At 67.7% G+C, this 24,737-nt stretch carries 27 protein-coding genes; 11 read left to right on the plus strand and 16 right to left on the minus strand.

Annotated elements, in window-relative coordinates; genetic code table 11:
* A complete protein-coding gene (locus OC550_RS11575; protein ID WP_262105920.1) occupies nt 1-993 on the minus strand; it encodes an alpha-ketoacid dehydrogenase subunit beta in 993 nt (330 codons plus the stop codon).
* 4 nt (nt 994-997) lie between these two features.
* Nucleotides 998-2,143: a pyruvate dehydrogenase (acetyl-transferring) E1 component subunit alpha gene (gene pdhA, locus OC550_RS11580; protein WP_262106329.1), complete on the minus strand. Its 1,146-nt coding sequence runs from the start codon at nt 2,141-2,143 to the stop codon at nt 998-1,000.
* Nucleotides 2,144-2,351: 208 nt separating this feature from the next.
* Here pdhA and OC550_RS11585 point away from each other — a divergent pair, with 208 nt between their 5' ends.
* On the plus strand, nt 2,352-2,807 hold the full coding sequence (locus tag OC550_RS11585) for an Lrp/AsnC family transcriptional regulator (protein ID WP_262105921.1): 456 nt from the start codon (nt 2,352-2,354) through the stop codon (nt 2,805-2,807).
* A 276-nt stretch (nt 2,808-3,083) separates the two neighbouring features.
* Here the strand turns inward: OC550_RS11585 and OC550_RS11590 are convergent, their stop codons facing one another.
* From OC550_RS11590 to paaA, 6 genes are read right to left on the minus strand one after another with little or no spacing between them, the layout of a single operon-like run.
* The gene (locus OC550_RS11590) at nt 3,084-3,881 is read right to left on the minus strand and encodes an enoyl-CoA hydratase/isomerase family protein (RefSeq protein WP_262106330.1); all 798 of its coding nucleotides are present in this window, start codon (nt 3,879-3,881) and stop codon (nt 3,084-3,086) included.
* Between the two features lie 31 nt (nt 3,882-3,912).
* Entirely contained in the window at nt 3,913-5,097 is a 1,185-nt protein-coding gene (paaE, locus tag OC550_RS11595; protein WP_262105922.1) for a 1,2-phenylacetyl-CoA epoxidase subunit PaaE, read from the minus strand.
* Entirely contained in the window at nt 5,098-5,637 is a 540-nt protein-coding gene (gene paaD / locus OC550_RS11600; RefSeq protein WP_262105923.1) for a 1,2-phenylacetyl-CoA epoxidase subunit PaaD, read from the minus strand. It abuts the gene before it with no gap.
* A gap of 5 nt (nt 5,638-5,642) precedes the next feature.
* Entirely contained in the window at nt 5,643-6,470 is an 828-nt protein-coding gene (paaC, locus tag OC550_RS11605; protein WP_262105924.1) for a 1,2-phenylacetyl-CoA epoxidase subunit PaaC, read from the minus strand.
* Nucleotides 6,467-6,799: a 1,2-phenylacetyl-CoA epoxidase subunit PaaB gene (gene paaB, locus OC550_RS11610; RefSeq protein WP_262106331.1), complete on the minus strand. Its 333-nt coding sequence runs from the start codon at nt 6,797-6,799 to the stop codon at nt 6,467-6,469. The genes paaC and paaB overlap by 4 nt, the downstream gene beginning before the upstream one ends.
* 24 nt (nt 6,800-6,823) lie before the next feature.
* Complete coding sequence (paaA, locus tag OC550_RS11615; protein WP_262105925.1) at nt 6,824-7,807, minus strand: 1,2-phenylacetyl-CoA epoxidase subunit PaaA; 984 nt, start codon at nt 7,805-7,807, stop codon at nt 6,824-6,826.
* 162 nt (nt 7,808-7,969) lie between these two features.
* Between paaA and OC550_RS11620 the strand changes: the two genes are divergently transcribed.
* From OC550_RS11620 to OC550_RS11650, 7 genes are all read left to right on the plus strand, one after another.
* A complete protein-coding gene (locus OC550_RS11620) occupies nt 7,970-8,326 on the plus strand; it encodes a PadR family transcriptional regulator (RefSeq protein WP_262105926.1) in 357 nt (118 codons plus the stop codon).
* Complete coding sequence (locus OC550_RS11625; protein WP_262105927.1) at nt 8,323-9,024, plus strand: hypothetical protein; 702 nt, start codon at nt 8,323-8,325, stop codon at nt 9,022-9,024. The genes OC550_RS11620 and OC550_RS11625 overlap by 4 nt, the downstream gene beginning before the upstream one ends.
* 19 nt (nt 9,025-9,043) lie before the next feature.
* Nucleotides 9,044-11,230 carry a S9 family peptidase gene (locus tag OC550_RS11630; RefSeq protein ID WP_262105928.1) on the plus strand — a complete coding sequence of 729 codons (2,187 nt, stop codon included), beginning with the start codon at nt 9,044-9,046 and terminating at the stop codon, nt 11,228-11,230.
* Between the two features lie 236 nt (nt 11,231-11,466).
* The gene (locus OC550_RS11635; RefSeq protein ID WP_262105929.1) at nt 11,467-11,874 is read left to right on the plus strand and encodes a hotdog fold thioesterase; all 408 of its coding nucleotides are present in this window, start codon (nt 11,467-11,469) and stop codon (nt 11,872-11,874) included.
* 13 nt (nt 11,875-11,887) lie between these two features.
* Nucleotides 11,888-13,228, plus strand: coding sequence for a phenylacetate--CoA ligase PaaK (gene paaK / locus OC550_RS11640; RefSeq protein ID WP_262105930.1), 1,341 nt, complete (start codon nt 11,888-11,890; stop codon nt 13,226-13,228).
* 41 nt (nt 13,229-13,269) lie between these two features.
* Nucleotides 13,270-13,899 carry a TetR/AcrR family transcriptional regulator gene (locus OC550_RS11645; protein WP_262105931.1) on the plus strand — a complete coding sequence of 210 codons (630 nt, stop codon included), beginning with the start codon at nt 13,270-13,272 and terminating at the stop codon, nt 13,897-13,899.
* 100 nt (nt 13,900-13,999) lie between these two features.
* Complete coding sequence (locus OC550_RS11650) at nt 14,000-14,647, plus strand: nicotinamide mononucleotide transporter (RefSeq protein ID WP_262105932.1); 648 nt, start codon at nt 14,000-14,002, stop codon at nt 14,645-14,647.
* A gap of 6 nt (nt 14,648-14,653) precedes the next feature.
* On the opposite strand, the gene paaZ is transcribed toward OC550_RS11650, so the two are convergent.
* The 3 genes from paaZ to OC550_RS11665 form a co-directional block, all read right to left on the minus strand.
* Nucleotides 14,654-16,726, minus strand: coding sequence for a phenylacetic acid degradation bifunctional protein PaaZ (gene paaZ, locus OC550_RS11655; protein WP_262105933.1), 2,073 nt, complete (start codon nt 16,724-16,726; stop codon nt 14,654-14,656).
* Nucleotides 16,727-16,838: 112 nt separating this feature from the next.
* A complete protein-coding gene (locus OC550_RS11660) occupies nt 16,839-17,546 on the minus strand; it encodes a tyrosine-protein phosphatase (RefSeq protein WP_262105934.1) in 708 nt (235 codons plus the stop codon).
* Nucleotides 17,546-18,178: a GNAT family N-acetyltransferase gene (locus OC550_RS11665; protein ID WP_262105935.1), complete on the minus strand. Its 633-nt coding sequence runs from the start codon at nt 18,176-18,178 to the stop codon at nt 17,546-17,548. The genes OC550_RS11660 and OC550_RS11665 overlap by 1 nt, the downstream gene beginning before the upstream one ends.
* A 55-nt stretch (nt 18,179-18,233) precedes the next feature.
* Between OC550_RS11665 and OC550_RS11670 the strand changes: the two genes are divergently transcribed.
* Nucleotides 18,234-19,103 carry an SGNH/GDSL hydrolase family protein gene (locus OC550_RS11670; protein WP_262105936.1) on the plus strand — a complete coding sequence of 290 codons (870 nt, stop codon included), beginning with the start codon at nt 18,234-18,236 and terminating at the stop codon, nt 19,101-19,103.
* Here OC550_RS11670 and OC550_RS11675 read toward each other — a convergent pair whose 3' ends face one another.
* The 5 genes from OC550_RS11675 to OC550_RS11695 form a co-directional block, all read right to left on the minus strand.
* Complete coding sequence (locus OC550_RS11675; RefSeq protein WP_262105937.1) at nt 19,104-19,967, minus strand: 3-hydroxyacyl-CoA dehydrogenase family protein; 864 nt, start codon at nt 19,965-19,967, stop codon at nt 19,104-19,106.
* Nucleotides 19,964-20,740, minus strand: a complete 777-nt coding sequence (locus OC550_RS11680; protein ID WP_262105938.1) for an enoyl-CoA hydratase/isomerase family protein — start codon at nt 20,738-20,740, stop codon at nt 19,964-19,966. Before OC550_RS11680 ends, OC550_RS11675 begins: the two co-directional genes overlap by 4 nt.
* Nucleotides 20,740-21,954 (minus strand): acetyl-CoA C-acyltransferase, encoded by a 1,215-nt coding sequence (locus tag OC550_RS11685; protein ID WP_262105939.1) that lies wholly within the window; start codon nt 21,952-21,954, stop codon nt 20,740-20,742. The genes OC550_RS11680 and OC550_RS11685 overlap by 1 nt, the downstream gene beginning before the upstream one ends.
* 184 nt (nt 21,955-22,138) lie before the next feature.
* Nucleotides 22,139-22,627: an SRPBCC family protein gene (locus tag OC550_RS11690; RefSeq protein ID WP_262105940.1), complete on the minus strand. Its 489-nt coding sequence runs from the start codon at nt 22,625-22,627 to the stop codon at nt 22,139-22,141.
* Nucleotides 22,620-23,096: an SRPBCC family protein gene (locus OC550_RS11695; RefSeq protein ID WP_262105941.1), complete on the minus strand. Its 477-nt coding sequence runs from the start codon at nt 23,094-23,096 to the stop codon at nt 22,620-22,622. The genes OC550_RS11690 and OC550_RS11695 overlap by 8 nt, the downstream gene beginning before the upstream one ends.
* A 165-nt stretch (nt 23,097-23,261) precedes the next feature.
* On the opposite strand from OC550_RS11695, the gene OC550_RS11700 reads away from it, so the two are divergent.
* Both OC550_RS11700 and OC550_RS11705 read left to right on the plus strand, forming a co-directional pair.
* A complete protein-coding gene (locus tag OC550_RS11700) occupies nt 23,262-23,699 on the plus strand; it encodes a VOC family protein (protein ID WP_262105942.1) in 438 nt (145 codons plus the stop codon).
* A gap of 48 nt (nt 23,700-23,747) precedes the next feature.
* The gene (locus OC550_RS11705; protein WP_262105943.1) at nt 23,748-24,737 is read left to right on the plus strand and encodes a 1,4-dihydroxy-2-naphthoyl-CoA synthase; all 990 of its coding nucleotides are present in this window, start codon (nt 23,748-23,750) and stop codon (nt 24,735-24,737) included.

A 24,737-nucleotide genomic window follows, 5' to 3' on the forward strand; every position in this document is an offset into this window, starting at 1 on the left:
TCACGCGTCCTCCCACTGGAGCTCATCGACGGCGTCGAGAATGCGATCGACGCTGGGAAGGTAGAAATGCTCCAGCTTCGGCGCCGGGTACGGGATGTCGAAGCCGGTGACCCGCAGGACGGGCGCGGCGAGGGAGTGGAAGCAGCGTTCCTGCACGCGCGCGACGATTTCCGAGGCCACCGAGGCGAACCCGGGGGCTTCGGCGATCACGACGGCGCGGCCGGTCTTCCGCACGGAGGCGGATACCGTCTCGTCGTCGAACGGCACGATGGAGCGTATGTCGATCACCTCGAGCGAGCGGCCCTCCTCGGCCGCGGCTGCCGCCGCGTTGAGCGCGGTGGAGACGGACGGCCCGTAGGTAATCAGCGTTGCGTCCGTCCCCTCGCGGGCCACCACGGCCCGCCCGAAGGAGCCGGCCGAGGCCCGCAGCGCCTCCAGCTCCAGGTCCTCCTTGGACCAGTACAGCTTCTTCGGCTCCAGGAACACCACCGGGTCCGGATGGCGGATCGCCTCGCGCAGCATCGTGTAGGCGTCCGGCACCGTCGCCGGCGACACCACAGTCAGGCCCGGGGTGTGGGCGTAGTAGGACTCCGACGAGTCGCAGTGGTGCTCCACGCCGCCGATCCCGCCGGCATAGGGAATCCGGATGACGAGGGGCAGCTTGACCTTGCCGCGGGTCCGGTTGGGCATCTTGGCCACGTGCGAGACCACCTGCTCGAATGCCGGGTAGGCGAACGCGTCGAACTGCATCTCCACCACCGGCCGCAGTCCGTTCATCGCCATACCGACGGCCATTCCCATGATGCCGGATTCCGCCAGCGGGGTGTCGAAACAGCGTTCCTCGCCGAAGCGCGCCGTCAGGCCGTCGGTGATGCGGAAGACTCCGCCCAGCGCGCCCACGTCTTCGCCGAAGACGACGACGGTCGGGTCGGCTTCCATTTCGTCGGCCAGCGCGGTGTTCAGCGCCTTGGCAAACGTCAGTGTCGTGCCCATCCGGCTACGCCCCGCTTCCGGGCGCCGCGGGCTCGTCGCGGGAGAGCTCCTCGCGCAGCTTGGCCGCCTGCTCGCGCAGCTGGCTGGTCTGTTGGCTGAACACGTGGCGGAACAGGTCCTCGGGGTCCACCTGGGTTTCGGCGTTCAGTCCGTCGCGCAGCACAGCAGCCACGCGCTCGGCTTCGCCGGCGATGTCCTCCTCGGCCGTTTCGTCCAGCAGGTTCAGCTCGGCGAGGTAGGTCCGCATGCGCGGGAGCGGGTCCTTGGGCACCCACTGCGCAACCTCGTCTTCGGTGCGGTAGCGCGTCGCATCGTCCGCGTTGGTGTGGGACTGCATCCGGTAGGTGTGGGCCTCCACCAGGACCGGGCCGCCGCCGTCGCGCGCCCGGTCCACGGCCTTGCCGAGGACGGCCAGCAGGGCGGCGAGGTCGTTGCCGTCCACGCGCTCCCCCGGCATCCCGTAGCCGATCGCCTTGTGGGCCAGCGACGGCGCGACGCTCTGCCGGCTCAGCGGCACCGAGATGGCGTACTGGTTGTTCTGCACGAAGAACACCACGGGCAGGTGGAAGACGGCGGCGAAGTTCAGCGCCTCGTGGAAGTCACCCTCGCTGGTGGCCCCGTCGCCGCACATGGCCAGGACCACGGTGTTCTCGCCCTTGAGCTTGGCCGCGTGGGCGACCCCGACGGCGTGCAGCAGCTGGGTGGCCAGCGGAGTGGCCTGGATGGAAACGTTGTGCTCGTAGGGGTCGTAGCCGCTGTGCCAGTCGCCGCGCAGGAGGGTCAGGGCCTGGATCGGATCCACGCCGCGGGCCAGCACGGCCACGGTGTCCCGGTAGGTCGGGAACAGCCAGTCGCCGGCCCCGAGGCATAGGGCGGCGGCGACCTGGCAGGCCTCCTGCCCGTGCGAGGACGGGTACACGGCCATGCGGCCCTGCCGGACCAGGGCGTTGGCCTGGTCGTTCACGCGCCGGCCGATCACCAGCTCGCGGTAGGCCGCCAGGAGGGCGCCGCCGTCGGGCAGCGGGTACGTGTCGTTATGGACGTGGCGGCCCTCCGGATCCACCAGCCGGACCGGCTCGGCCGAGGGCAGCATGTAGGACTCCACGGCGTGCCGGGCATCGAGGTCCGTGCGGCCGGAGGGTTCCTGCATGGAGCCGTACCAGGGGCTTCCCGTTGAAATGGTCATGGGCCTCTCCTCTGCGAGCTGTTCCGGAGTGGAAACTGTGTGGCTTCAGTATGCGATTCGGTGACTTTTCGTATCCACTTTGCCGGGAAACAGTGGAAGAAACTGATCCAGCTACGTACTCTGGAAGACAGATTGCCATTGTGAACTGGATTACTTACCGAGGTGTAGACGAATGCCCGAGCCCTCTCCCGGCGCCAAGCTGGATGACATCGACCGCCGGATCCTGGCCGAACTGACCAGGGACGGCAGGCTCTCGGTCACGGCGGTCGCGGAGAACGTCCATATCTCGCGGGCGCACGCCTATTCGCGTATCGCGCGGCTGACCGAGGCGGGGGTGCTGACCAAGTTCACCGCACTGGTGGATCCGATCAAGGCCGGCCTGAAGGCGTCGGCCTACGTAACGCTGAAGCTGCGCCAGCACTCCTGGCGGGAGTTGAGGGAGGCACTGCGGGCCATCCCCGAGGTGCACCACATAGCCCTGGTGGGCGGCAACTTCGACGTCATCCTGCTGGTGCGCGCCGTGGACAACGTCGACCTTCGCCGTGTCATCTTCGACCAGATCCAGTCCATGCCCGGCATCCTGGACACCCAGACCTTCCTCGTGTTCGAGGACCTCGATACCAGGTGAGCGCAGGCTGACCGCAGCAGCCGACACCGGCGGGAAACTGAAACGCCGCCGGGCGTGGACCGGCGGCGTTTCAGTTTCGGCTCCTCCACGACAGCACTGACTGGAGGCGGAACGGCATGGCGCTTTCCGCCTTCCCCCATGAGGCCTCAGGTACTGCGTGCACTACCGATATTCAATTGGCGGGCCGGCCCGACCCGGAATGTCCACCGGATCGACAAATTTGTTGAATCGATTCTGCGCCGGACCCTGCGGGCTGTCAATAGCCGAGTGAACCGTTCAATGCGAGGCGGCAGAATTCCCGCGGAAGACCGGCTTGCGCTTCTCCTGGAAGGCCTTGAACCCTTCGGAGTAGTCCTCGCTCTTGCAGAGCCGGCCCTGCGCGGCGTTCTCCTCTTCCACCGAAGCCCACAGCCCCAGGCGCTGGTCGCGGATCGCGGCGACGAGTTCCTTCGAGGCGGCGAACGCGCCGGTGGCGCCTTCGGCCACCTTCACCACGGTCGCCCTTGTGCGCTCGAGCAGCTCTCCGGCCGGGAGGGCCCGGCTAAACAGGCCCGAGGCCACCGCTTCCGAACCGCTCATCAGCTCGGCCGTGTAGATCAGGTCGAGCGTGCGGTGCGCACCCAGCCGCTCAGTGAAGAGCCAGTGGCCGCCCGAGTCCAGGGTGGCGCCCAGGTTGGCGAACGGCGAGCCGATCTTGGCGTTGTCCGCCACGTAGACCACGTCCGTGGCAATCAGCAGGCCCAGTCCGACGCCGAGGCAGGCCCCCTGCGCGGCGGCGAAGGTCGGTGCCGGGAAGGCGGACATCTTCCTCAGCAGTGGCGTCACGAGGTCGCCGAGGTACCCGTAGGCGTCGTCCGTCTCAGGAACGACGGCGGAGATGTCGCGTCCGGCGCAGAAGCCGCGGCCTTCGCCGCGCAGCAGGAGCGCCCTGACGCGGCCCTCCGCAGCGGCGGCAGCCGCCTCGTCGTACGCCTGCCCCAGCTCGGCCAGGGCGTCTTCGTTGAGCGCGTTCATCTTCTGCGGCGCGTTGAGCACCACCTCGGCTACGTTGTTCTCGATCGACAGCTCGATCATGCCCATGCTGTTCTCCTTTGCAGGCGGCCGGTCAGGCGTCGTAGTCGACCGACAGCTCGTCGCTGGTGGGTCGGGTCTGGCAGGTCAGGACGTAGCCGCGCTCGATCTCTTCCGGCTCCAGCGCGTAGTTCTCTTCCATTTCGAACGTTCCGGAAACCACCTTGGCCCGGCAGGTACCGCAGACGCCGCCGGCGCAGGCGAAGGGCACGTCGGGACGGACCCGGAGCGCCGCGTTCAGCACGGACTCGCGGGCGTGCTTGGGGCTGGCCACCTTGCCGGAGAGTCCGTCCAGGCGGAAGTTGATTTCGAAGTTGTCCGCGTTCGGATCCACCTCGACCGGGCGGCCGATGTTGCCCTGCGGCTTGGTCGGCTCGCCTGTGGTGAAGAGTTCGTAGCGGATCTTCTCGGCGGGAACGCCGCGGGCCGCGAGGGTGTCGCGGCAGAGCTGGACCAGTTCGAAGGGTCCGCAGAGGAACCATTCGTCCACATCGTCGGTGCGCAGCACGTTGTCGAAGAGGCTGGTGAGCTTCTCGGCGTCGATGCGTCCGGACAGCAGCGGCGAGATGCGCTGCTCGCGGGAGAGGACGTGGTGCAGGGCGAAGCGGGACGGGTACTTGTCCTTCAGGTCCGCCAACTCCTCGACGAACATCACGTCCATGGCGGCCTTATTGGCGTAGACCAGGTCGAACCGGACCGAGGAATCGGCGGCCAGCACGGTCCGCGCGATGGAGATGACCGGGGTGATGCCCGACCCGGCCGCGAAGGCAACGAAGACATTCTCCGAGGCGGTATCGATGGCCTCCGGATGGTTCATCTCCGTCATCTTGTGCTTGGAAATGAACGCGCCCGTGGGGCTCATGACGTCCAGGACGTCGCCGGCCTTCAGATGGTCGTTGGCCCAGTTGGAGAACAGGCCGCCGACGTCGCGCTTGATGGCCACGCGGATCTCGCCCGGCTGCGGCTCGGCGCAGATCGAGTAGCTGCGGCGGACCTCCTGGCCCTCCATCTGCGTCCGCAGCGCCACGTACTGGCCCGGCACGTAGTCGTACTGGCCCTGCAGCTCGTCGGGAACGGCGAAGGTGACCTCGATGGCCTCGTCGGTGAGGTGGCGGACCTCGGCGACCGCCAGCGGGTGGAAGGTGCCGCGGCGCTTGCCGGTGTCGGCGCCGTCGGCCTGGTTCCGGGCCGCGTCGGCCTCGGGAATGGAAGTAGTCATCTAGAGCACCTTGAAGTAATCGAAAGGTTCCTTGCACTCATTGCATTGATAGAGCGCCTTGCAGGAGGTCGACCCGAAGCGGGTCAGTTCTCGGGTGTTCAGCGAATTGCAGAGCGGGCACTTCACGCTCAGGCCCAGGCTCACGGGTCCGCTCCGCACCCCGGCCAGGCCGGTGGGCGGCGCGATGCCGTACTCGTTGAGCTTGGCCTTGCCCTCGGGCGTCATCCAGTCCGTGGTCCAGGCCGGTGCCAGCACCAGCTTGACCCGAACATCGCCGTAGCCCTTCGCCTTGAGGGCCGCCACGACGTCGTCCCGAATGGCATCCATCGCGGGGCACCCTGAATAGGTGGGCGTGATGGTGACTTCGACCGCCGGATTACCGGCGCCGTCGTACTCCCCCGCGAGGGTGCGGACGCTGCGGAGGATACCGAGTTCCGCTATGTTGATGACCGGGATCTCCGGGTCGCACACGGTGGCGGCGATGTCCCAGGCCTTGGCCGCCTCGACGTCGGCCGGACGCACTGCAGTGTTCGTGGGCATGGCGGTTACCAGGTAGCGCCCGGATGTTCGCGGGCCAGCACCTGCATCTCGGCGAGCAGGTAGCCGAGGTGTTCGCTGTGCCGGCGCCGGGACTTGTCGGTCATGGCGTGGGGCACCTGCGGCACTTCAAGGCCGGCCTCGGCGAGCACCCCGGCAACGTAGGCGTCGAAGGGTTCGCGCAGTTCCGAGGGACGGACCGCAACGCCGCCAAGCCGTTCGATCAGCTCGTCGTCCTGGAACAGCTGATCGACGTACGGCCAGACCGAAACCAGGCCGGCCGTGAGGCGGCGGTTCGATTCCTCCGTGCCGTCACCGAGCCGCAGGGTCCACTGCCTGGCGTGGTCGCGGTGGTAATCCACCTCCTTCAGCGCCTTGGCCGCGATGGCTGCCAGCGTGGCATCCGCGGAGTCGACCAGACGCGAGTAGAGCTCGTGCTGGTACACCGAGATGACCAACTGGCGGGCGATGGTCTTGCCGAAGTCGCCGTTGGGCTGCTCGACCAGGAAGCTGGAGCGGAAGCCGTCCTCGCCGCGGAAGTAGGCCAGGTCGTCTTCACTCTTGCCCCAGGCCGCGCCGGCGTAGGTCAGGAACGACCGGGCATGGCCGATCTGGTCCAGCGCGATGTTGCCCAGCGCGATGTCTTCTTCCAGCTCCGGGGCCCGCGAGATCCACCAGCCGAGCCGCTGCGCGAGGATGAGGGCGTCGTCGCCGAGGCGCAGCGCGTATTCGGCCACATCCTCGCCGACCTCCAGGCCCTGCGCCACCTGCGCGGCGACGTCCTCGGGACGGAAGGCGTTGCCCGGGGTGATCCGGGTTGCGCTTTCTCCGCTCACAGGTGCTTCACCCCTTCGCTCTTGGTGTAGTACGTGGCGTGCCGGTAGTCCTTGCCCTTGGGGGACTCGAAGAACTCGTCCTTGGCGTCCGGGTCGCTGGCCACAATGGCCGACGCCGGGACCACCCAGAGCGAGACGCCTTCGTTCCGCCGGGTGTACAGGTCGCGGGCATTGCGCACAGCCATCTCGGCGTCGGGCGCGTGCAGGGATCCTGCGTGGACGTGGGAGAGCCCGCGGGAGGAGCGGACAAAGACTTCCCACAGCGGCCAGGTCTGCTTGCCGTGGCCTTCCGCTGCGGGCGTCTCCACCGTCTCGACCGGCTTGGCCATTGCTGTCTGGTCTCCTGTTGCCATCTAGGCCACCTGTGCTTTCTGTGCCTTCTTCTCGGCGTAGGCTGCGGCGGCTTCGCGCACCCACGCGCCGTTCTCATGTGCTTCGCGGCGGCGTTCCATCCGCTGGGCGTTGCAGGGGCCGCGGCCGGCGAGCACTTCGTGGAATTCGTCCCAGTTGAGCTCGCCGTGCTCCCACATGCCGGTCTCTTCGTTGTAGCGGATCTTGTCGTCCGGCAGCGTGAGGCCCAGGACCTTGACCTGCTCCTGGATCATGCCGACGAACCGCGAGCGCAGCTCGTCGTTGGAGAAGCGCTTGATGTTCCAGGCCATGGACTGCTGCGAGTTGGGCGAGTCGGTATCCGTCGGGCCGAACATCATCAGCGCCGGCGCATAGAAGCGGTTGACCGCATCCTGGGCCATCTGCTTCTGGGCGGGGGTGCCGTTGGACAGCTCCAGCAAAATCTCGAAGCCCTGCCGCTGGTGGAACGACTCTTCCTTGCAGATGCGCACCATGGCACGGCCGTAGGGACCATACGATGCGCGGCAGAGCGGCACCTGGTTGGCGATGGCCGCGCCGTCCACGAGCCAACCGATGGCGCCCATGTCCGCCCAGCTGTTGGCCGGGTAGTTGAAGATCGACGAGTACTTGGCCTTGCCGTCCAGCAGCTGCTGGTTGAGCACATCGCGCGGAGTGCCCAGCGTTTCCGTCGCCGAGTAGAGGTAGAGACCGTGTCCGGCCTCGTCCTGAACCTTGGCCATCAGGATGGCCTTGCGTTTCAGCGAGGGCGCACGGGTGATCCAGTTCGCCTCCGGCTGCATGCCGATGATCTCCGAATGGGCATGCTGCGACATCTGGCGGACCAGCGTCTTGCGGTACTTTTCCGGCATCCAGTCCGCCGGTTCGATCCGGGAGTCCTCGGCGATGATCTTGTCGAAGTAGGCCTGCCCTGCTGCGTCTTCTGCCGACGGAACAGCCTGCAGCGTTGCTTGCGTCTGCACTGCCATTGGTGTCACCTCACTATGGGGAAAGTCTGGGCGCAAATATTTACCGACCGTTCGTTCAGAATATAGCGTCGCCCACGCACCGTCAAGACGTTTGCGCGATGGCAGGGAACTCCTTGCTCCGACTAGATAGACAGCCTTACTAGTTCGTGCCACGATATAGCCATGCTGAACGACGCATGGCCCGCCGAGTGGATGCGGGGCGTGCTGGGCTTGTGCGTCCTGAAGTCGCTGGAACCGGGGCCGACCTACGGCTACGCAATCGCCTCCGCCCTCGAGGCGGCGGGGCTCGGCACCGTCAAGGGCGGCACCCTGTATCCGCTGCTGACGCGGCTGGAGACCGCCGGGTTCGTCACCACCGAATGGAAGGCCGGCGAACGGGGTCCGGGCCGCAAGTACTTCCGCATCACCCCGGCGGGCACGGAAGAACTCGCCCGCCTGCAGCAGAGCTGGCGGCACTTCAGCCGCACCATTTCGGATCACTTGGACAACAGCAGCGCGGCACCCGAGGAGACCCCATGAGCGAGACCAAAGACCGGCAGGTATGGCTGGACCAACTGGTACTGGAGTTGCGCCTGCGCAATGTCCCCGGCGCCACGATAGGCGATGCCGTGGCGACGGTCAGGGGCCATCTGGCGGACACGGGCGAGACCCCGCACCAGGCCTTCGGCGAGCCCGCCGACTACGCCCGCGACCTTGGCCTGGACCAGGCCGCACCGGCCGGCTTCGGTGTCCTCATCGCCGTCAACCTCCTGGGCCTCCTCGGCCTGCTGATCCTGGTCGACGCCGCGGGTCCGCTCGCCGGCGGCAGGGCGGTGGACTTCACGGCGTCGGACATCCTCCTCGCTGCATTCGCGGCGACGGCAGCGTGGGTGCTGGCGGCCAGTATTTCGGTCATCGCCCGCGCCAAACTCCTGCACAGCATGCTCGTTGGCCTCGGCATCAGCGTCGGGACGGCCGCGCTGGCCTTCCTCCTGCCGGACCGCCCCGTCGTTTCGCTCCCGGCCCTGCCGCTGGCCATCAGCGGGACCGTACTGCTGGTCGGTGCCGCCTGCTGGAGCCAATGGCAGAGCAGCAACCGGCCCGACGAGGTCGTCGATCCGGTCAGCGGCAAAGCCGCCGGCGGGCGCCTCTCCGGCATTCTCGGCACTCTGGGCAACTGGATCATGGTCGTCGGCGCCGTTCCGCTGGTCGCGATCGCCGTGCTGGCCGGCGGGTAGGCGTCTATATATTGGTGCCATGACGCACATCCCCGCCGAAACCGCCCCTCCCGCCGCCCCGGGTACCGTGCCGCCGCAGGCCCGCAAGGTTCCCGTCCAGCGCCAGCACCACGGCGACGTCTTCGTCGACGACTATGAGTGGCTCCGCGAGAAGGACAACCCGGAGGTAGTGGCCCACCTCGAAGCCGAGAACACCTACACCAACGCCGTAACCGCAGGCCAGCAGCCGCTGCGCGACGCGATCTTCAACGAGATCAAGAAGCGCACGCAGGAGACGGATCTCTCCGTGCCGGTCCGCAAGGACGGCTGGTGGTACTACGGCCGGATGGAGGAGGGCAAGCAGTACGGCATCCAGTGCCGCACCAAGGCGTCGGACACCGGCGACGCGGCCGCGGACTGGACGCCTCCCGCGGTGGAGCCGGGGACGCCGGTGCCGGGCGAGCAGATCCTGCTGGACGGCAATGCGGAGGCCGAGGGCAAGCCCTTCTTCTCCCTCGGCGGCGCAGCCGTCACCAAGGACGGCCACCTCTACGCCTACGCGGAGGACAACGCCGGCGACGAGCGGTTCACCCTGCGGATCAAGGACCTGCGGACCGGCGAACTCCTGCCGGACGTGGTGGAAAACGTCTTCTATTCCCTGGCCTTCTCGCCCGACGGGAGCCGGGTCTTCTACACCGTCGTGGATGACTCCTGGCGGCCGTACCAGATCAAGGCCCACACGCTCGGCACCGAGGTGACTGACGACGTCGTTATTTACCAGGAGGACGATCCGGCCATGTGGACGGGATTCGACCTCTCCGCCGATCGCCGGCACCTGGTGGTGGGTATCGGCTGCTCCGAGTACAGCGAAACGCGACTGCTGGACTTCGAGCATCCGGACGCGGGGCTGCAGGTGCTGGTCCCGCGCAGCGAGCGGCTGCTCTACGACGCCGAGCCCTTCGTGCTGGACGGGGTGCAGAAGGTGCTGCTCACGCACAACAAGGACGCGGTCAACTCGATGGTCTCGCTGGTGGACCTCGCCGAATTCGGCAAGCCCCTGGCGGATCAGCGCTGGGCTACCGTGCTGCCGCACGACAACGCCGTCCGGGTCAACGGCGCCGGCGTCACGGCCTCGCACGCCGTGCTGTCGGTCCGCAAGGACACGATCGAGCGCGTCCAGGTCATTCCGCTGGAAGGGCTGGGCACTCCCGCGCAGGCCCCGGCGGCGGAACCGGACTTCGATGAGGAGCTCTACACGGCCGGCATGGGAGGCTCGGACTACGAGGCGCCGCTCATCCGGCTGACCTACACCTCCTACTTCACGCCGCCGCGGATCTACGACTACGAGCTCGCCACCGGCAGGCTCTTCCTGCGCAAGGAGACACCGGTGCTGGGCGGCTACGACCCCTCTGACTACGTCGCCGAACGCGCCTGGGCCACTGCCGGCGACGGAGCCCGGATCCCGCTCTCCGTCCTGCGCAAGGCCAGCGTGGAGCGCGACGGCACGAACCCGGGCCTCGTCTACGGCTACGGCAGCTACGAGGTCAGCATGGATCCGGGCTTCAACACCGCCCGGCTCTCGCTGCTGGACCGCGGCGTGGTGTACGTCGTGGCCCACGTGCGCGGCGGCGGCGAAGTCGGCCGGAAGTGGTACGACGACGGCAAGAAGCTGCAGAAGAAGAACACCTTCACGGACTTCGTCGCTGCCACCGACTGGCTGGCCGCCTCGGGCTGGGCGGACCCGGCACGGATCGCCGCGATGGGCGGCTCGGCCGGCGGCCTGCTGATGGGGGCCGTGGCCAACCTGGCGCCGGAGAAATACGCGGCCATCCTCGCGCAGGTCCCGTTCGTCGACGCACTGACCTCTATCCTCGATCCCGATCTGCCCCTCTCCGCGCTGGAATGGGAAGAGTGGGGCAACCCGATCAAGGACGCGGAGGTCTACGCCTACATGAAGTCCTACTCCCCCTACGAAAACGTCCGGCCGGCCAACTACCCGCGCATCGCGGCCGTGACCAGCTTCAACGACACGCGCGTGCTGTACGTGGAACCGGCCAAGTGGGTCGCCAAGCTGCGCGATGCCAGCACCGGGACCGAGCCGATTGTGCTCAAGATCGAGATGGCCGCCGGCCACGGCGGGGCCTCCGGCCGCTACGAGGGCTGGAAGGACCGGGCCTGGGACTACGCTTTCGTGCTCGACGCAGTGGGAGCCCGGGAACTGCTGTAGCCGCGGCCCGGGGAGGGGACGTACGACGGCGCCGCGCGGCAATGCGCGGCGCCGTCGTCCGTTCCGCGGCCGGCCAAGCCGGACTTGACTTGAATCACAAATCAGGATTACCTAATGAACATTCGGTAAATACCACTGAGAGGGCTCACATGACGGACATTGAGGTCGGTCCGGTGACCGGACACGCCCCTGCCGGGTCCCCCGACTCCGGGAATCCACCGGTCCACCCTGCCTTCGTGAACGATCGTGCCGCCGAGTGGCTGGGCGTGGAGGTTCTCAAGGCGGAGTTCGGCAACGTGCTGATCCGTATGCAAGTGCGCGAAGAGATGCTCAACGGGTTCGGCATTGCACAGGGCGGCATGGTGTTCGCTTTCGCCGACGTGGCCTTCGCCCTCGCCTGCAACGACCCCCGCGGCGACGGAAGCACCGTCACGGTAGCGTCCGGCGTCGACGTCAACTTCATGAATCCCGGCCATGCCGGACGGAACCTCACCGCCAGCGCCACCCTGGTCAGCCAGGCCGGCCGCAGTGGCCTCTTCGACATCCGAGTCACGCAGGAGACGCCAGACGGCGGCGAAGAGATCATCGCCGAACTGCGCGGCCGCTCCCGCACCATCCCCAATCCCGCTGCCCGCAATGACTAGCAAGGACCGTTCAATGACCATCACCACGGGAACGAAAGCCCGCAAGTCCACTCCAGCCGAGCCCGAGACCCTGGATCCCGAAGAGCTGATGAGCCGCGACGAGATCGAGGCCCTGCAGCTCAGCCGACTGAAGCACACCGTGGCGTACGCGTATGAGCGCGTGCCGATGTACAGGAAGAAGTTCGACGACGCCGGAATCCGGCCCGAGGACCTGAAGGAGCTGGCCGACCTCAAGAACTTCCCGTACACCGACAAGGAAGACCTGCGCCAGGCCTACCCGTTCGGCATGTTCGCCGTCCCGCAGAACGAGGTCGCGCGGATCCATGCGTCCTCCGGCACCACCGGGCGGGCCACCGTCGTCGGCTATACCAAGGGCGATCTGGAGCGCTGGGAGACCCTCTTCGCGCGCTCCCTGAAGGCCTCCGGCGTCAAGCGTGGCTGGAAAGTCCACAACGCCTACGGCTACGGCCTGTTCACCGGCGGCCTCGGCGCCCACTACGGCGCGGAGCGGCTCGGCTGCACCGTGATTCCGATGTCCGGCGGCCAGACCGAGAAGCAGATCCAACTCATCCAGGACTTCGAGCCGGACGCTATCCTCTGCACGCCGACGTACCTGCTGACCATCGTCGACGCCATGGAAAAGTCCGGAATCGATCCGGCCAAGACCTCGCTGAAGGTTGCCGTCCTCGGCGCCGAGCCGTGGACCGAGGAGATGCGGCACGAGCTCGAAAGCAAGCTGGACATCGACGCCTGCGATATCTATGGCCTGTCCGAGGTCATGGGCCCGGGCGTCGCCGGCGAATGCATCGACTACAAGGACGGCTCGACGATCTGGGAGGACCACTTCCGCCCCGAGATCATCGACCCGCTGACCGACGAGGTCATGCGCGACGGCGAACACGGCGAGCTGGTCTTCACCTCACTGACCAAGGAAGCCATGCCGGTCATCCGGTACCGCACCCATGACCTGACCCGCCTGCTGCCTGGCACCGGCCGGCCGAACATGCGCCGCATCGGGCGCATCACCGGCCGCAGCGACGACATGATCATCCTGCGCGGCGTGAACCTCTTCCCCACCCAGATCGAGGAAATCGCCCTGCGGATCCCCGGCCTGAGTCCGCACTTCATCCTGGAGATCAGCCGGCCCAACCGGATGGACGAGCTGACGGTGAAGATCGAACGCCGGGAGGACTGCTCCGCCGAAACGGCCGCCGCCGCCGCGAAGGACCTGCAGAAGCAGATCAAGATCCATGTCGGCTCCAGCTGCCGGATCGACATCGCCGAGCCGGGCAGCCTGGCCCGTTCCAGCGGCAAGCTGCGCCGGATCTATGATTTGCGCAACCTCAACGGATAGTTTGCCCGCCCAAGCAAGAACGCTCTGGAAAGATTAAGACCATGGTGAAGATGAACGGCCAGGAACCGGCCCGTCGGGGACGACCGGGCTACGATCAGCAGTCGGTGCTCAATGTTGCGGTCGAAGTCTTCAACAAGCATGGCTACGAGGCCACCTCCATGGGCATCCTCGCGGAGAACCTTGGCATTTCCAAGAGCGCTATCTACCACCACGTTCCGTCCAAGGGCGACCTCCTCAGGCTCGCCTTGGAGGAAGCGCTGGGCTCGCTGGAAGCGATTCTGGACGAGCCCGGCGCCTCCTCCGGCCGGGCGGACGACCGGCTGGAGTACGTGGTCCGCCGGACCGTCGAGGTCCTGACCAGCAAGCTGCCGTACGTCACCCTGCTGCTGCGCCTGCGCGGCAACACGGAGATCGAGCGCAGCGCCCTTGAACGCCGCCGGCAGTTCGACCACAAGGTCGCGGGCCTGGTCGACGCGGCGCGCGCAGAAGGCAGCCTGCGCGGCGACATCGACCCGCGCACCACCACCCGGCTGCTCTTCGGCACGATCAACTCGATCGTGGAATGGTACAAACCGGGCGGCAAGCTCACGGGCAAGAAGCTCGCTGACGACCTGATCTCGATGATTTTCGACGGACTGCACCTGCCTGCGGCGGCCCGCATCATCGCCTAGGTATTTCCCGCTTCGCAGAGCCCTTACCTCCCCTCCCCCTGTCCGCCGCGCCGGACCGACTGCTAGCCTTGCATCAACCACTTCACGTCAGGGGGACGTCATGGAATGGTTTGGGGACTTTTCCGGGGGTACCGATCCGCTGCTATGGCTGACGGTCGTTGTCTCAGTGCTCACCATCGCGGGCCTCGCGCTGTTCGCTTTCCGGAACCGCTGGGCCTGGCTGCCGCCGGCCGCCGGATTCCTGCTCTTCCTGGCCCTGAGCTTCGCCTCGGGGCCGGTGCAGCTGGGCTTCGGCGACCTCTTGCTGCCCGCGGTCTGCGTCTACGGTTTCCTGCGCTGGCAGCATGACCGGGCCGGCAACGAAGGCGTCCTGCCGCTCCGGCGCGCCACCCCGGAAGAATGGGGAATCGGCGCCGGACTGCTCGTCCTCTTCGCCCTGATCAAGGGGTTCTCCGGGCTCGAGCTGTTGGCCGTCATCGGCCCCGAACTTATCCTCAGCGCCGTACTGTCGGCCCTGCCGCTGGTGGTCTACCTTGGCCTGGCCCACGGCATCGCGGATGCCTGGACCGCGGGCGTGGCCTTCGGTCTGCTCAACCTTGGAAATGCCACCGCAGCGGGCACGCCGCGCATCGCCGTGGTGTATGCCGCCGCGGCGGTCGGGCTGTACGTACTGGGACTGGTTAAATGGCGGACGGCCCTGGAAGCCCAGGACCGTCCGCGCCAGTTAGCCTCTGCGGCCAGCCGGTAAACCGGCCTACTTCTCGACCAGCGTCAGCACATCATAGGTGGCCACGATCTCGTCGTTCTGGTTGGTCAGCACCGCGTCCCAGGCCACCTCGCCGTACTCGTCGGTCTCCCGCGGAGTGATCTTCTTCGCGGTCAGTGTGACGCGGATGGAGTCTCCCGCGGCCACCGGGGTCACGAAGCGCCCGTTGTCGAGGCCGTAGTTGGCCAGCACCGGCCCCGGGGCCGGCTCGACGAAGAGGCCTGCACCCCAGGCCAGCAGCAGGTAGCCGTGCGCCACGATGCCCGGGAAGAACGGATTGGCTTCCGCCGCGGCCTGGTTGGTGTGCGCGTAGAAGGTGTCCCCCGTGGAGTTGGCGAACTCGGTGATGTCCTCCAGCGTGACCTGGCGCAGGTCGGAGCGGATGGCGTCGCCGATCTTCAGTTCGGCCAGGCTCTTCCGGAACGGATGCACGTCGCCGAAGTTGCGGTCCGCACCGGTGTGCCAGACGCCGGTGATGGCGGTCAGCATGTTCGGCGAGCCCTGGATGGCCGTGCGCTGCATGTGGTGCAGCACGGACCGGATGCCGCCGAGCTCCTCGCCGCCGCCGGCCCGGCCCGGGCCGCCGTGAACGAGGTGCGGGACGGGCGAACCATGGCCGGTCGAGGTGCGGGCGTCCTCGCGGTTGAGGACCAGCACGCGGCCGTGGTGGGCGGCAATGCCGGTCACCAGCCGGCGGGCGGCTTCGGGATCATTGGTCGCCACAGTGGCCACCAGCGAGCCGGAGCCCATCGCCGCGAGCCGGATGGCGTCCTCGATATCCTCGTAGCCGATCACGGACGAAACGGGGCCGAAGGCTTCGCGGGAGTGCACGGCCTCCGCCTCAGCGTCCGCCCAGGTGAGGAGGACCGGGGACATGAACGCGCCGCCGTCGGCCACCCCCACGCTGCCGTCCTGGCGGGTGACCTTCGGCGCGTCCAGCGACCCGTAAGCGAGTTCGCCGCCCGCGTCCAGCATGTCCTGCACCGCGGCGCGGACATCCTCCAGCTGCTCCAGTGAAGCGAGCGCACCCATGGTCACGCCCTCGGCGCGCGGATCGCCGACGACAATGCGTTCGTCGATGCGCGCCTGGACGGCGGCGACCACGTCCTGGACCCGGTCCTTTGGCACGATGGTGCGGCGGATGGAGGTGCACTTCTGGCCGGCCTTGTTGGTCATCTCCGTGACCAGGGACTTGATGAAGGCATCGAACTCGGGCGTTCCCGGGACCGCGTCCGGCCCGAGGATCGCGGCGTTGAGCGAGTCGGCCTCGGCGGTGAAGCGGATGCCGCCCCGGGCCACGTTCGGGTGCGACTTGAGCTTGTTGGCGGTCGCGGCGGAGCCGGTGAAGGCCACAGCATCGCGGTAGTCGAGGTGGTCCAGCAGGTCGCGGGCCGACCCGGAGATCAGCTGCAGCGAACCGGCCGGCAGGATGTTCGATTCGATGATCAGCTTGACCGCGGCGGCGGTGACATAGCCGGTGGGTGTCGCCGGCTTGACGATGGTCGGAACGCCGGCGATGAAGGCCGGGGCGAACTTCTCCAGCATGCCCCAGACCGGGAAGTTGAAGGCGTTGATCTGCACCGCGACGCCGGGGATGCGGGTGTAGATGTGTTCGCCGATGAACGAGCCGTCCTTGGACAGCACCTCGGCCGGCCCGTCGATGACGACCTGGGAGTTGGGCAGCTCGCGGCGTCCCTTGGAGCCGAAGGTGAAGAGCACGCCGATGCCGCCGTCGACGTCGATCATGTTGTCGACCTTCGTGGCGCCGGAGCGGTGCGAGATCTCGTACAGCGCCTCGCGGTGGCCGTTGAGGAACTGGGCGAGCTCCTTCAGCTTCAGGGCGCGCTGGTGGAAGGTGAGCTTCCCCAGTTCGGTCTGGCCCACGGTCCGGCCGTGTTTAACGACGGCGGCGAGGTCCAGCCCTTCGGTGCTTACCTGGGCCAGGGCCTCGCCCGTGCTGGCGTCGCGGACCTCGGCTCCGGTTGCTGCGCTATCCGGCGTCCACCAGGCGTCCTGGACAAAACTCGGTACGAAATCAAGGCCAACAGTGGTTGAGGTCATCGTTGACTGCCTTTCCCCTCCCGCGGAGCTGGCCGGCATCCGACGGAAGTCATAAACAAACTGAACGGTCGTTCGGTAACGTGTCTAGCCTACATGAAGAAAGGGGGGAAGGTCACTGCAGCCGGCGGCGGAGCCGCTCGAGCTCGTCCTGTCCCAGGCCGTGCTCAGTGAGGTAGCGCTCGGCGTCCAGCTCCGCGACCAGCTCCACCAGCGCGCCGCGGGTCTCCTCCACCTTGGCGGCCAGGTCCGGGCCCGAGATGTAGCGCTCCACCGGGTGGCGGTACGGGCTGATCCGGTGCCATTCGTTGATGCCGCGAAGGCCGAACTCATAGTGGTCCGCGATCGTTTCCGCGGACTCTCCACGCAGCTGCAGGAGCAGCGTGGCGACCAGCCCGGTCCGGTCCCGGCCGGCGGAGCAGTGGACGACGACGGCCCCCTCGGCCTCCGCCAGGACCCGCGCAATGGCGACGATATTGCCGGGGAACAGGCGCAGGTTGTCCGGATACTGCCGCGGATGCGACATGTACGGTGCGGCCAGCCGGCGGAACTCCTCGTGGTCGGGCTCCTCCGTGGGGCAGTTCAGCAGCGTGAAGAGCGAACGGGCCTCCGGCGGCACGTCCGGATCCGTCTCGCGGCGCGACCGCTCGCCGTCGTTGCGCAGATCGACGATGGTGCGCACGCCGTCGTCGTACATTTGCCGCCAGCCCGCCTCGGTCAGCCATTCGGCGCGGCCCATGCCGTAGATGTCCCCGGCGATCCGGCGGGCGTTGACCGCCCCTTCCCAGTGCACCCGATTGATCGAGTCCGGCCCGGCGCCCATCAGGCCCGGCTCCCGACGCCGGCCCGCGGCGTACCGGACGGACCGACCTTCTCCAGCCGCGCGTGCAGCCCGCGCCGGACTATCGGCCATTCACTGTCCAGCACGGAGTAGACCACGGTGTCCCGCAGGGTGCCATCCGGCATTTTGGTGTGGTTGCGCAGCACGCCGTCCTGCTTGGCGCCGAGGCGTTCGATCGCTGCGCGGGACTGGTGGTTCATCCAGTGCGTGCGGAACTCCACGGCGCGGCAGCCCAGCGTTTCAAACGCATGCGTCATGAGGAGCAGCTTGCTGTCCGGGTTGGTCCCGGTGCCCTGGGTGCTGGCCCGGTTCCAGGTGTAGCCGATCTCTACCCGCGGTGTCGCGGCGTCGATGTTGCAGAAGGTCGTCATGCCCAGTACGACGTCGTCGGCCAGGCGCCGTACGGTGAACGGCAGCATGGAGCCCTCCTCCTGCTTCTCGAGGCGCTGCCGGATCTCCAGCTCCATGGTTTCCGGGGAGGGCACCCGCGTGTACCAGAGATTCCACAGCTCTCCGTCGCGGACGGCGTCCTCCAGCTCCGGCATGTGGCTCATCCGCAGCGGCTGCAGCCGGACGTACTTGCCGACCAGGGACAGCGGTTCAAACAAGGGCATGGATTCATCGTAGACAACCATTCCGCCCGGGGAGAGGATCGTCTAGCGTGTAGCCATGGTTCCTGAAGTGGATTACCGCGCCGGCAAGTCCCTCCGTACCGCCATGCTGGCGGCCCTGTCGGCGGCCGCGCTGGCCGGAGCCGCGGCGTCGCCCGCAGCCGCCGGGCCCAAAACCATGGACCTCGTGGCGCTGGGCGATTCCTACTCCGCCGGGGTGGGTGCCGGTCCGCTGCAGGAGAGCCCCCTTGGGTCGGGCACCGAATGCCTGGTCGCCGCGCCGGGCTATGCGGAGGCGCTGGCCCGGCTGCCCGCGGTGGGCACGGCGGCCACCGCGGCGTGCTCCGGCGCGACCAGCAACCAGGTTCCGCACCAGGTGTCGGCCGCACGGGAGCTGGGGGTCCTCGGCAAGCAGACCGAGCTCGTCACCGTCACCGCCGGCGCCAACGACATCCATTACGAAGGCATCATCGCGGCCTGTGCCCTGGGCACCGTTACTTTCTGCCGGGCTGCCGTCGATGCGGCGGTGGTGACGGCACGCATCAAGGTGGCACCCCGGCTTGCCGCCGACTACCGGCTGATCCACCGGGCCGCCCCTCGTGCCGATATCGCCGCGATCGGGTATCCGCACTTGTTCGCCGACGGCGGCGCCGGGCCGGTGATGAGCGCGGACGCAGCCGCCGTGTTCAATGACGGAGTTGACGAACTCAACGGCATCATTGAACAGGCCACCCGGACATCGCCGCGCACGCTTTACGTGGATGTAGTGGACGACTTCGAGGGCCACGAGATCGGTTCGCCGGACCCCTGGATCAACCTGGACTCCTACCCGGCGGCCGACGGCACGGACTTCCACCCCACGGCCGAAGGTTATGCCCAGGGCTACGCCGCCGCCGTGGCCGCCGAGGTGAAGTCCCTCAGCCGCTAGTCAGCTGTCCCAGCTGAAGAAGCCCTTGCCGGTCTTGCGGCCGAGCTCGCCCTTGGCCACCTTGTCCCGCAGGATCTGCGGCGGGGCGAAACGGTCGCCCAGCGTGGTGTGCAGGTACTCCGCGATGCCCAGCCGGATGTCCAGGCCCACGATGTCCGTGGTCTTGAGCGGGCCGACGGGATGCTTGTACCCGAGGACCATGGCGGCGTCGATGTCCTCGGCGGAGGCCACGCCTTCCTCCACCATCCGCATGGCTTCCAGGGCGATGGCCACGCCGAGGCGGGAGGAGGCAAAACCGGGGGCATCGTGGACAACGACCGCGGTCTTCCCCAGGGCTTCGACCCACCCCTTGGAAGCGGCGGCCAGTTCCGTAGAGGTCTGCGGCGCCAGGACGACCTCGACCAGCTGCGAGGCCGGGACCGGGTTGAAGAAGTGCAGGCCGCAGAAGCTGCCCGGACGCTGGAGCTGTTCGGCGAGCTTGCCGATGGACAGCGACGAGGTATTGGTGGCCAGCCACGCCGTCGGCGCCAGCTGCCCCTCGACGGCCTTCAGGGCCGTCGACTTCAGCTCGAAGTCCTCCGGCACGGCTTCGACAACAAGGCCGCACGGGCCGAAAGCGGCGTAGTCGACGGAAACGGCCAGCCGCTTCGTCAGTCCCTCGATGGTTTCCGTGGTGGTGCCGCGCTCCACGCTCTTGAGCAGCGCATCGGTCACGCGGCGGCGGGCGCCTTCGGCCGCGTCCTCGTCGCGTTCAACGACGACGACGCTGGCACCGGCGGTCAGGAAGGCATGCGCGATGCCGGCTCCCATCCGCCCGCCGCCCAGCACGCCGACTTTTTCCGGCACTGATTGCACTGCGTTCATTTCTTCTTGTCTTTCTTCTTGTCCAGGAAGGCCTGCATGCGGTCGAACTTCGCCTCGGATTCGAACAGAATCCCCTGGGCGATCGTGTCGATCACCGGATGGACCTCGCGCGGGGTATGGAAAACACTCTTGGTGATGCGCACGGCCAGAGGGTCCTGGGCCCCGATCCGGTCCGCCAACGCGTGGGCCGCGCCGATGAGCTGCCCGGCCGGATGGATCTCCGTAACCAGCCGGGCGGCCAGGGCCTCCTCGGCATTGAGGATCCGGCCGGCGAGCAGGATCTCCTTGGCCAGCGGCTCCCCCACGAGTTCCTTCAGCCGCCAGGTCGCCCCGGCGGCCGCCATGATGCCGAGGTTGGTCTCCGGCTGGCCGATCTTGACGGTGTCCGTCGCGATGCGGAAGTCGGCCGCGTAGGCCAGTTCGGCCCCGCCGCCCAGTGCGAAGCCGTCCAGCGCGGCGATGACCGGCATGGGCAGTTGCGCGATCCGGTTGAAGATCGTGGAGTTGATGCCCGCAAGCGCGTCCTCGCGGCGCCGCTCCCGCAGCTGCCCGATGTCAGCCCCGGAGGCGAAGATGCCCTTGCCGTTGACTTCGGTGCCGGACATGATCAGGATCCGCGGCTCGCGCTCGAGGACCGAGCAGGCTGCGTGCAGCTCGTCGACCATGGCCTGGTCGATCGCGTTGCGGACCTCGGGCCGGTTCAGCTTCAGGTGGACGCGGTCGTCGCGCTCATCGACCAGCAGCGTCTTGAATTCGTGGGAGGCGAAGAGCATCAGACCCGCTCAACGATCATCGAGGTGCCCTGGCCAACGCCAACGCACATCGTGGCGAGGCCGCGGCGGGCGTCCTCACGCTCCATGCGGCCCAGCAGGGTGACCACCAGACGCGAGCCGCTGGAACCCAGCGGATGGCCCAAAGCGATCGCGCCGCCGTCGTTGTTCACGATTCCCTGGTCCAGCTTCAGCTCGCGCAGCACCGCCAGCGACTGGGTGGCGAAGGCCTCGTTCAACTCGACGGCGCCGAGGTCGTCGATGCTCCAGCCGGCGCGCTCCAGCACCTTCCGGGTGGCCGGGACGGGCCCGACGCCCATGATCTCGGGGGCGACGCCGGCGGATGCGCCGTCGACAACCCGTGCCCGCGGGGTAAGGCCGAACTTCTGCACCGCGGCCTCGGAGGCGACGACGATGGCGGAGGCGCCGTCGTTCAGCGAGCTTGAGTTGCCGGCGGTCACGACGCCGCCGGGCTTGATGATGGATTTCAGGCCTGCGAGGACCTCCATGCTGGTGCCCGCGCGGGGGCCCTCGTCCGTCTCCACCATGGTGGTGGCGCCCTTGCGTCCGTGGACCGCGACGGGGACGATCTCGTCCTTGAGGCGGCCGCCCTCGATCGCAGCGATGGCGCGCTCGTGCGACTGCACGGCAAAGGCGTCCGCGTCCTCGCGGGAAATGTTGTAGACCTCGGCGACTTCCTCGGCCGTTTCCGGCATGGAGTACGTCATCTTGCCGCCGCGCGACAGGTCGCCGTGGGTGAAGTGGTGGTTCACGAAGCGCCAGCCGATCGACGTGTCGAACTGCTCGCCCGGCTTGGCGAAGGCCTTGGCAGGCTTCTCCTGCACCCAGGGCGCCCGGCTCATGGATTCCACGCCGCCGGCGACAACGATGTCCGCCGCTCCGGCCTTGATCATGTGGGAGGCCATGATAATGGCGCTGAGGCCGGAGGCGCACAGGCGGTTCACGGTGATCCCGGGTACCTGGTCCGCGTAGCCGGCGAGCAGCCAGGCCATCCGCGCGACGTTGCGGTTCTCCTCGCCGGCGCCGTTGGCATTGCCGAAGATGACTTCGTCCACCGCGTCCGGATCGATGCCCGCGCGCTGGACGGCTTCCTTGACCACCAGCGCGGCCAGGTCATCCGGCCGGACCGAGGACAAAGCGCCTCCGTAGCGGCCCACCGGGGTCCGGGCCCCGCCAATCAGGAATGCTTCAGCCATTGAAAGTCCCTCGAGTCTGTGTTCTGTGGGTTCCGTCAGCCGGTTCGCGCGGGAGCAGCCCGGGCAGAAATTACCGACCGACCGTTCTATAAAGAATCCCACGCAGGGTTGCGGCGGTCAACTGCGCCGATCCATGAGGCGCAATAATTCCGCGCCGGGGCGCCCGCCGCGCCAGGACCGTTGGCTAGCCCAGCGTCCGCTCGTAGAGTGCCACCAGTTCGGGCACGGGAGTCTGCGGGACCGGCTCCGAGTCCTCGCCGGCGAGGATGGCCGCCAGCTGTTCGAAGCAGCTGTGCCAGCCGGCGGCGACCTTGGCCCGGGTCTGCGGGTCCTGGAGCGTGTTGGTCATCATGAGCCGGCATCCCTCAGCGTCGGGATGCAGCTGCCAGCGCAGGACTTCCTCATCCCAGGTGAAGGCCAGCCGGTTCTCGGACTCGAACTCCAGCACCTCGCCGTGGACAGGTTCCTCGCCGGGAAACAGGAATTCGATCCGGCCGCCGGCGCGTTCCTCGAGCCTGACGCGGCAGGGGAACCAGGCGGAGAGCTGCTCGTCCACCGTCAGGGCCTGCCATACGCGTGAGAGGCTCTGGCCGAACCGGCAACGGAACCGCAGCAGGGACCCGCCGTCGATAGTGCTGTCGAGGCTCACATGGATCCGGAAGGCATCATTCATGCGAAGCCTCCCGCCGGGCCTCCGCCGCGGCGGCGATGTCATACAGGTCCTGGTTGATGGCCTTCCGGGCGGCGTGCATCCCCAGCTTGCCGAACAGCGCCATCGCCAGCCGATGCTTCCAGCCGGGATTCTGCGCCTCGGCTCCGAAGGACAGCCGCAGCTGGGTGCCCTCCCCTGCCGGTGTGAGCGTGAACCTCGTCGTGTAGTCGGTGCCGCCGGACGCCGCCTTGACCGTCGTCGAACCCGGAGCATCCACGGCCGCGACCCACATTTCCTCGGTGGCTTCCTTGCCCAGCATCCTGCGCGTCTCCCGCCAGCGGAAGCCCTCGCGGTAGGTGCCCGGCGTCAGGATTTCGACGCCGGTCACTCCCGAGAGGGTCGTCGGGGACCGGCCGATGTCGGTGAGCACGTCCCACACGACGTCGGCGGGCGCGTCAATATAGCGGTCCAGTTCCAGCCCATAGGTCATCGGCGGCCTCCCCTCATCGCGGCGTTGCTTGCCCTCACAGTAGCGGATGCCCCGCGGCGGGGCGGGCAAGGCCACGGCGCGGTGGGCAAGTAGATGGGGCAAACAGGACAAAAGCTGTCCGCCGATCCCCTGTTGCCGGTGCCCGCGGATCCCTAGAGTCGGTGCATGACCTTCAACATCCAGGTAGCGGTGGACAGCGCCGATCCGCATAAGCAGGCCGACTGGTGGGCGGAAACCTTGGGGTGGATCGTGGAACCGACAGACCAGGAGTTCGTCTCGGACATGATCGCCAAAGGCTACGCCAGCGACGAGGACACGATCATCCACAACGGTGTCCGGGTCTGGAAACCCGGGGCCGCGATCTGTCCGGCCAGCGAGTCCGGCGAGCGCGGCCGTCGGCGAATCCTCTTCCAGACCGTGCCGGAGCCCAAAACGACCAAGAACCGCGTGCACTGGGATGTGGACCTTGCTGGCGAAGACAAGGACGAGGCCAGGGCGAGGCTCGAAGCGCGGGGGGCGACGTTCCTGCATGACGGACGGGAGGGCCCGCACATCTGGTACACGATGGCCGATCCAGAGGGCAACGAGTTCTGCATCTCCTGAACCGGCGGGACCGGGGCCTGTCCGGCCGGCGGCGATAGACTCGAGGGCGTGAGTTCAGATCATGCCGCACCAGCATCAGCCGACGTCCTGCCCGCGAAGGTCTCGGACGTGTTCGACCCAACCCGGTGGCGGGAGGTCTCCGGCTTCGACTTCCAGGACCTGACCTACCACCGCCAGGTGGAGCGCGACGCCGATGGCCGGGTCCTCCGCGACCTGCCGACGGTGCGGATCGCCTTCAACCGTCCGGAGGTGCGCAACGCCTTCCGGCCGGGAACGGTGGACGAACTCTACCGGGCCATGGACCACGCCCGGATGACCCCTGACGTAGCCACCGTCCTGCTCACCGGCAACGGCCCCTCCCCCAAGGACGGCGGCCACTCCTTCTGCTCCGGCGGAGACCAGCGCATCCGGGGGCGCGACGGCTACAGGTATGTAATACAGGGAACAGACGGGGAAACCCAGGAGACCATCGACCCCGCCCGCGCCGGCCGGCTCCACATCCTAGAAGTCCAGCGGTTGATGCGCACGATGCCCAAGGTGGTCATCGCCGTCGTCAACGGCTGGGCCGCCGGCGGAGGGCACAGCCTGCACGTGGTCTCCGACCTGACCATTGCGTCCCGCCAGCACGGGAAATTCAAGCAGACGGACGCCACGGTCGGCAGCTTCGACGCGGGCTACGGCTCGGCGCTGCTCGCCCGCCAGATCGGGCAGAAGGCCGCGCGCGAGATCTTCTTCCTGGCCCGCGAGTACTCGGCCGAGGACATGGTCCGGATGGGCGCCGTCAACGAGGCCGTGGACCACGAGCGGCTCGAGGAAGTCGCCCTGGAATACGCCGCGGACATCGCGCGGCAGTCCCCGCAGGCCATCCGCATGCTCAAGTTCGCCTTCAACCTGGCCGACGATGGCCTGGCCGGCCAGCAGGTCTTTGCCGGAGAAGCGACCCGGCTGGCCTACATGACGGACGAAGCCGTCGAGGGCAAGGACGCCTTCCTGCAGAAGCGCGATCCGGACTGGTCCCGCTTCCCCTACTACTTCTAG

Source organism: Arthrobacter sp. Marseille-P9274 (assembly GCF_946892675.1).
Classification (GTDB): domain Bacteria; phylum Actinomycetota; class Actinomycetes; order Actinomycetales; family Micrococcaceae; genus Crystallibacter.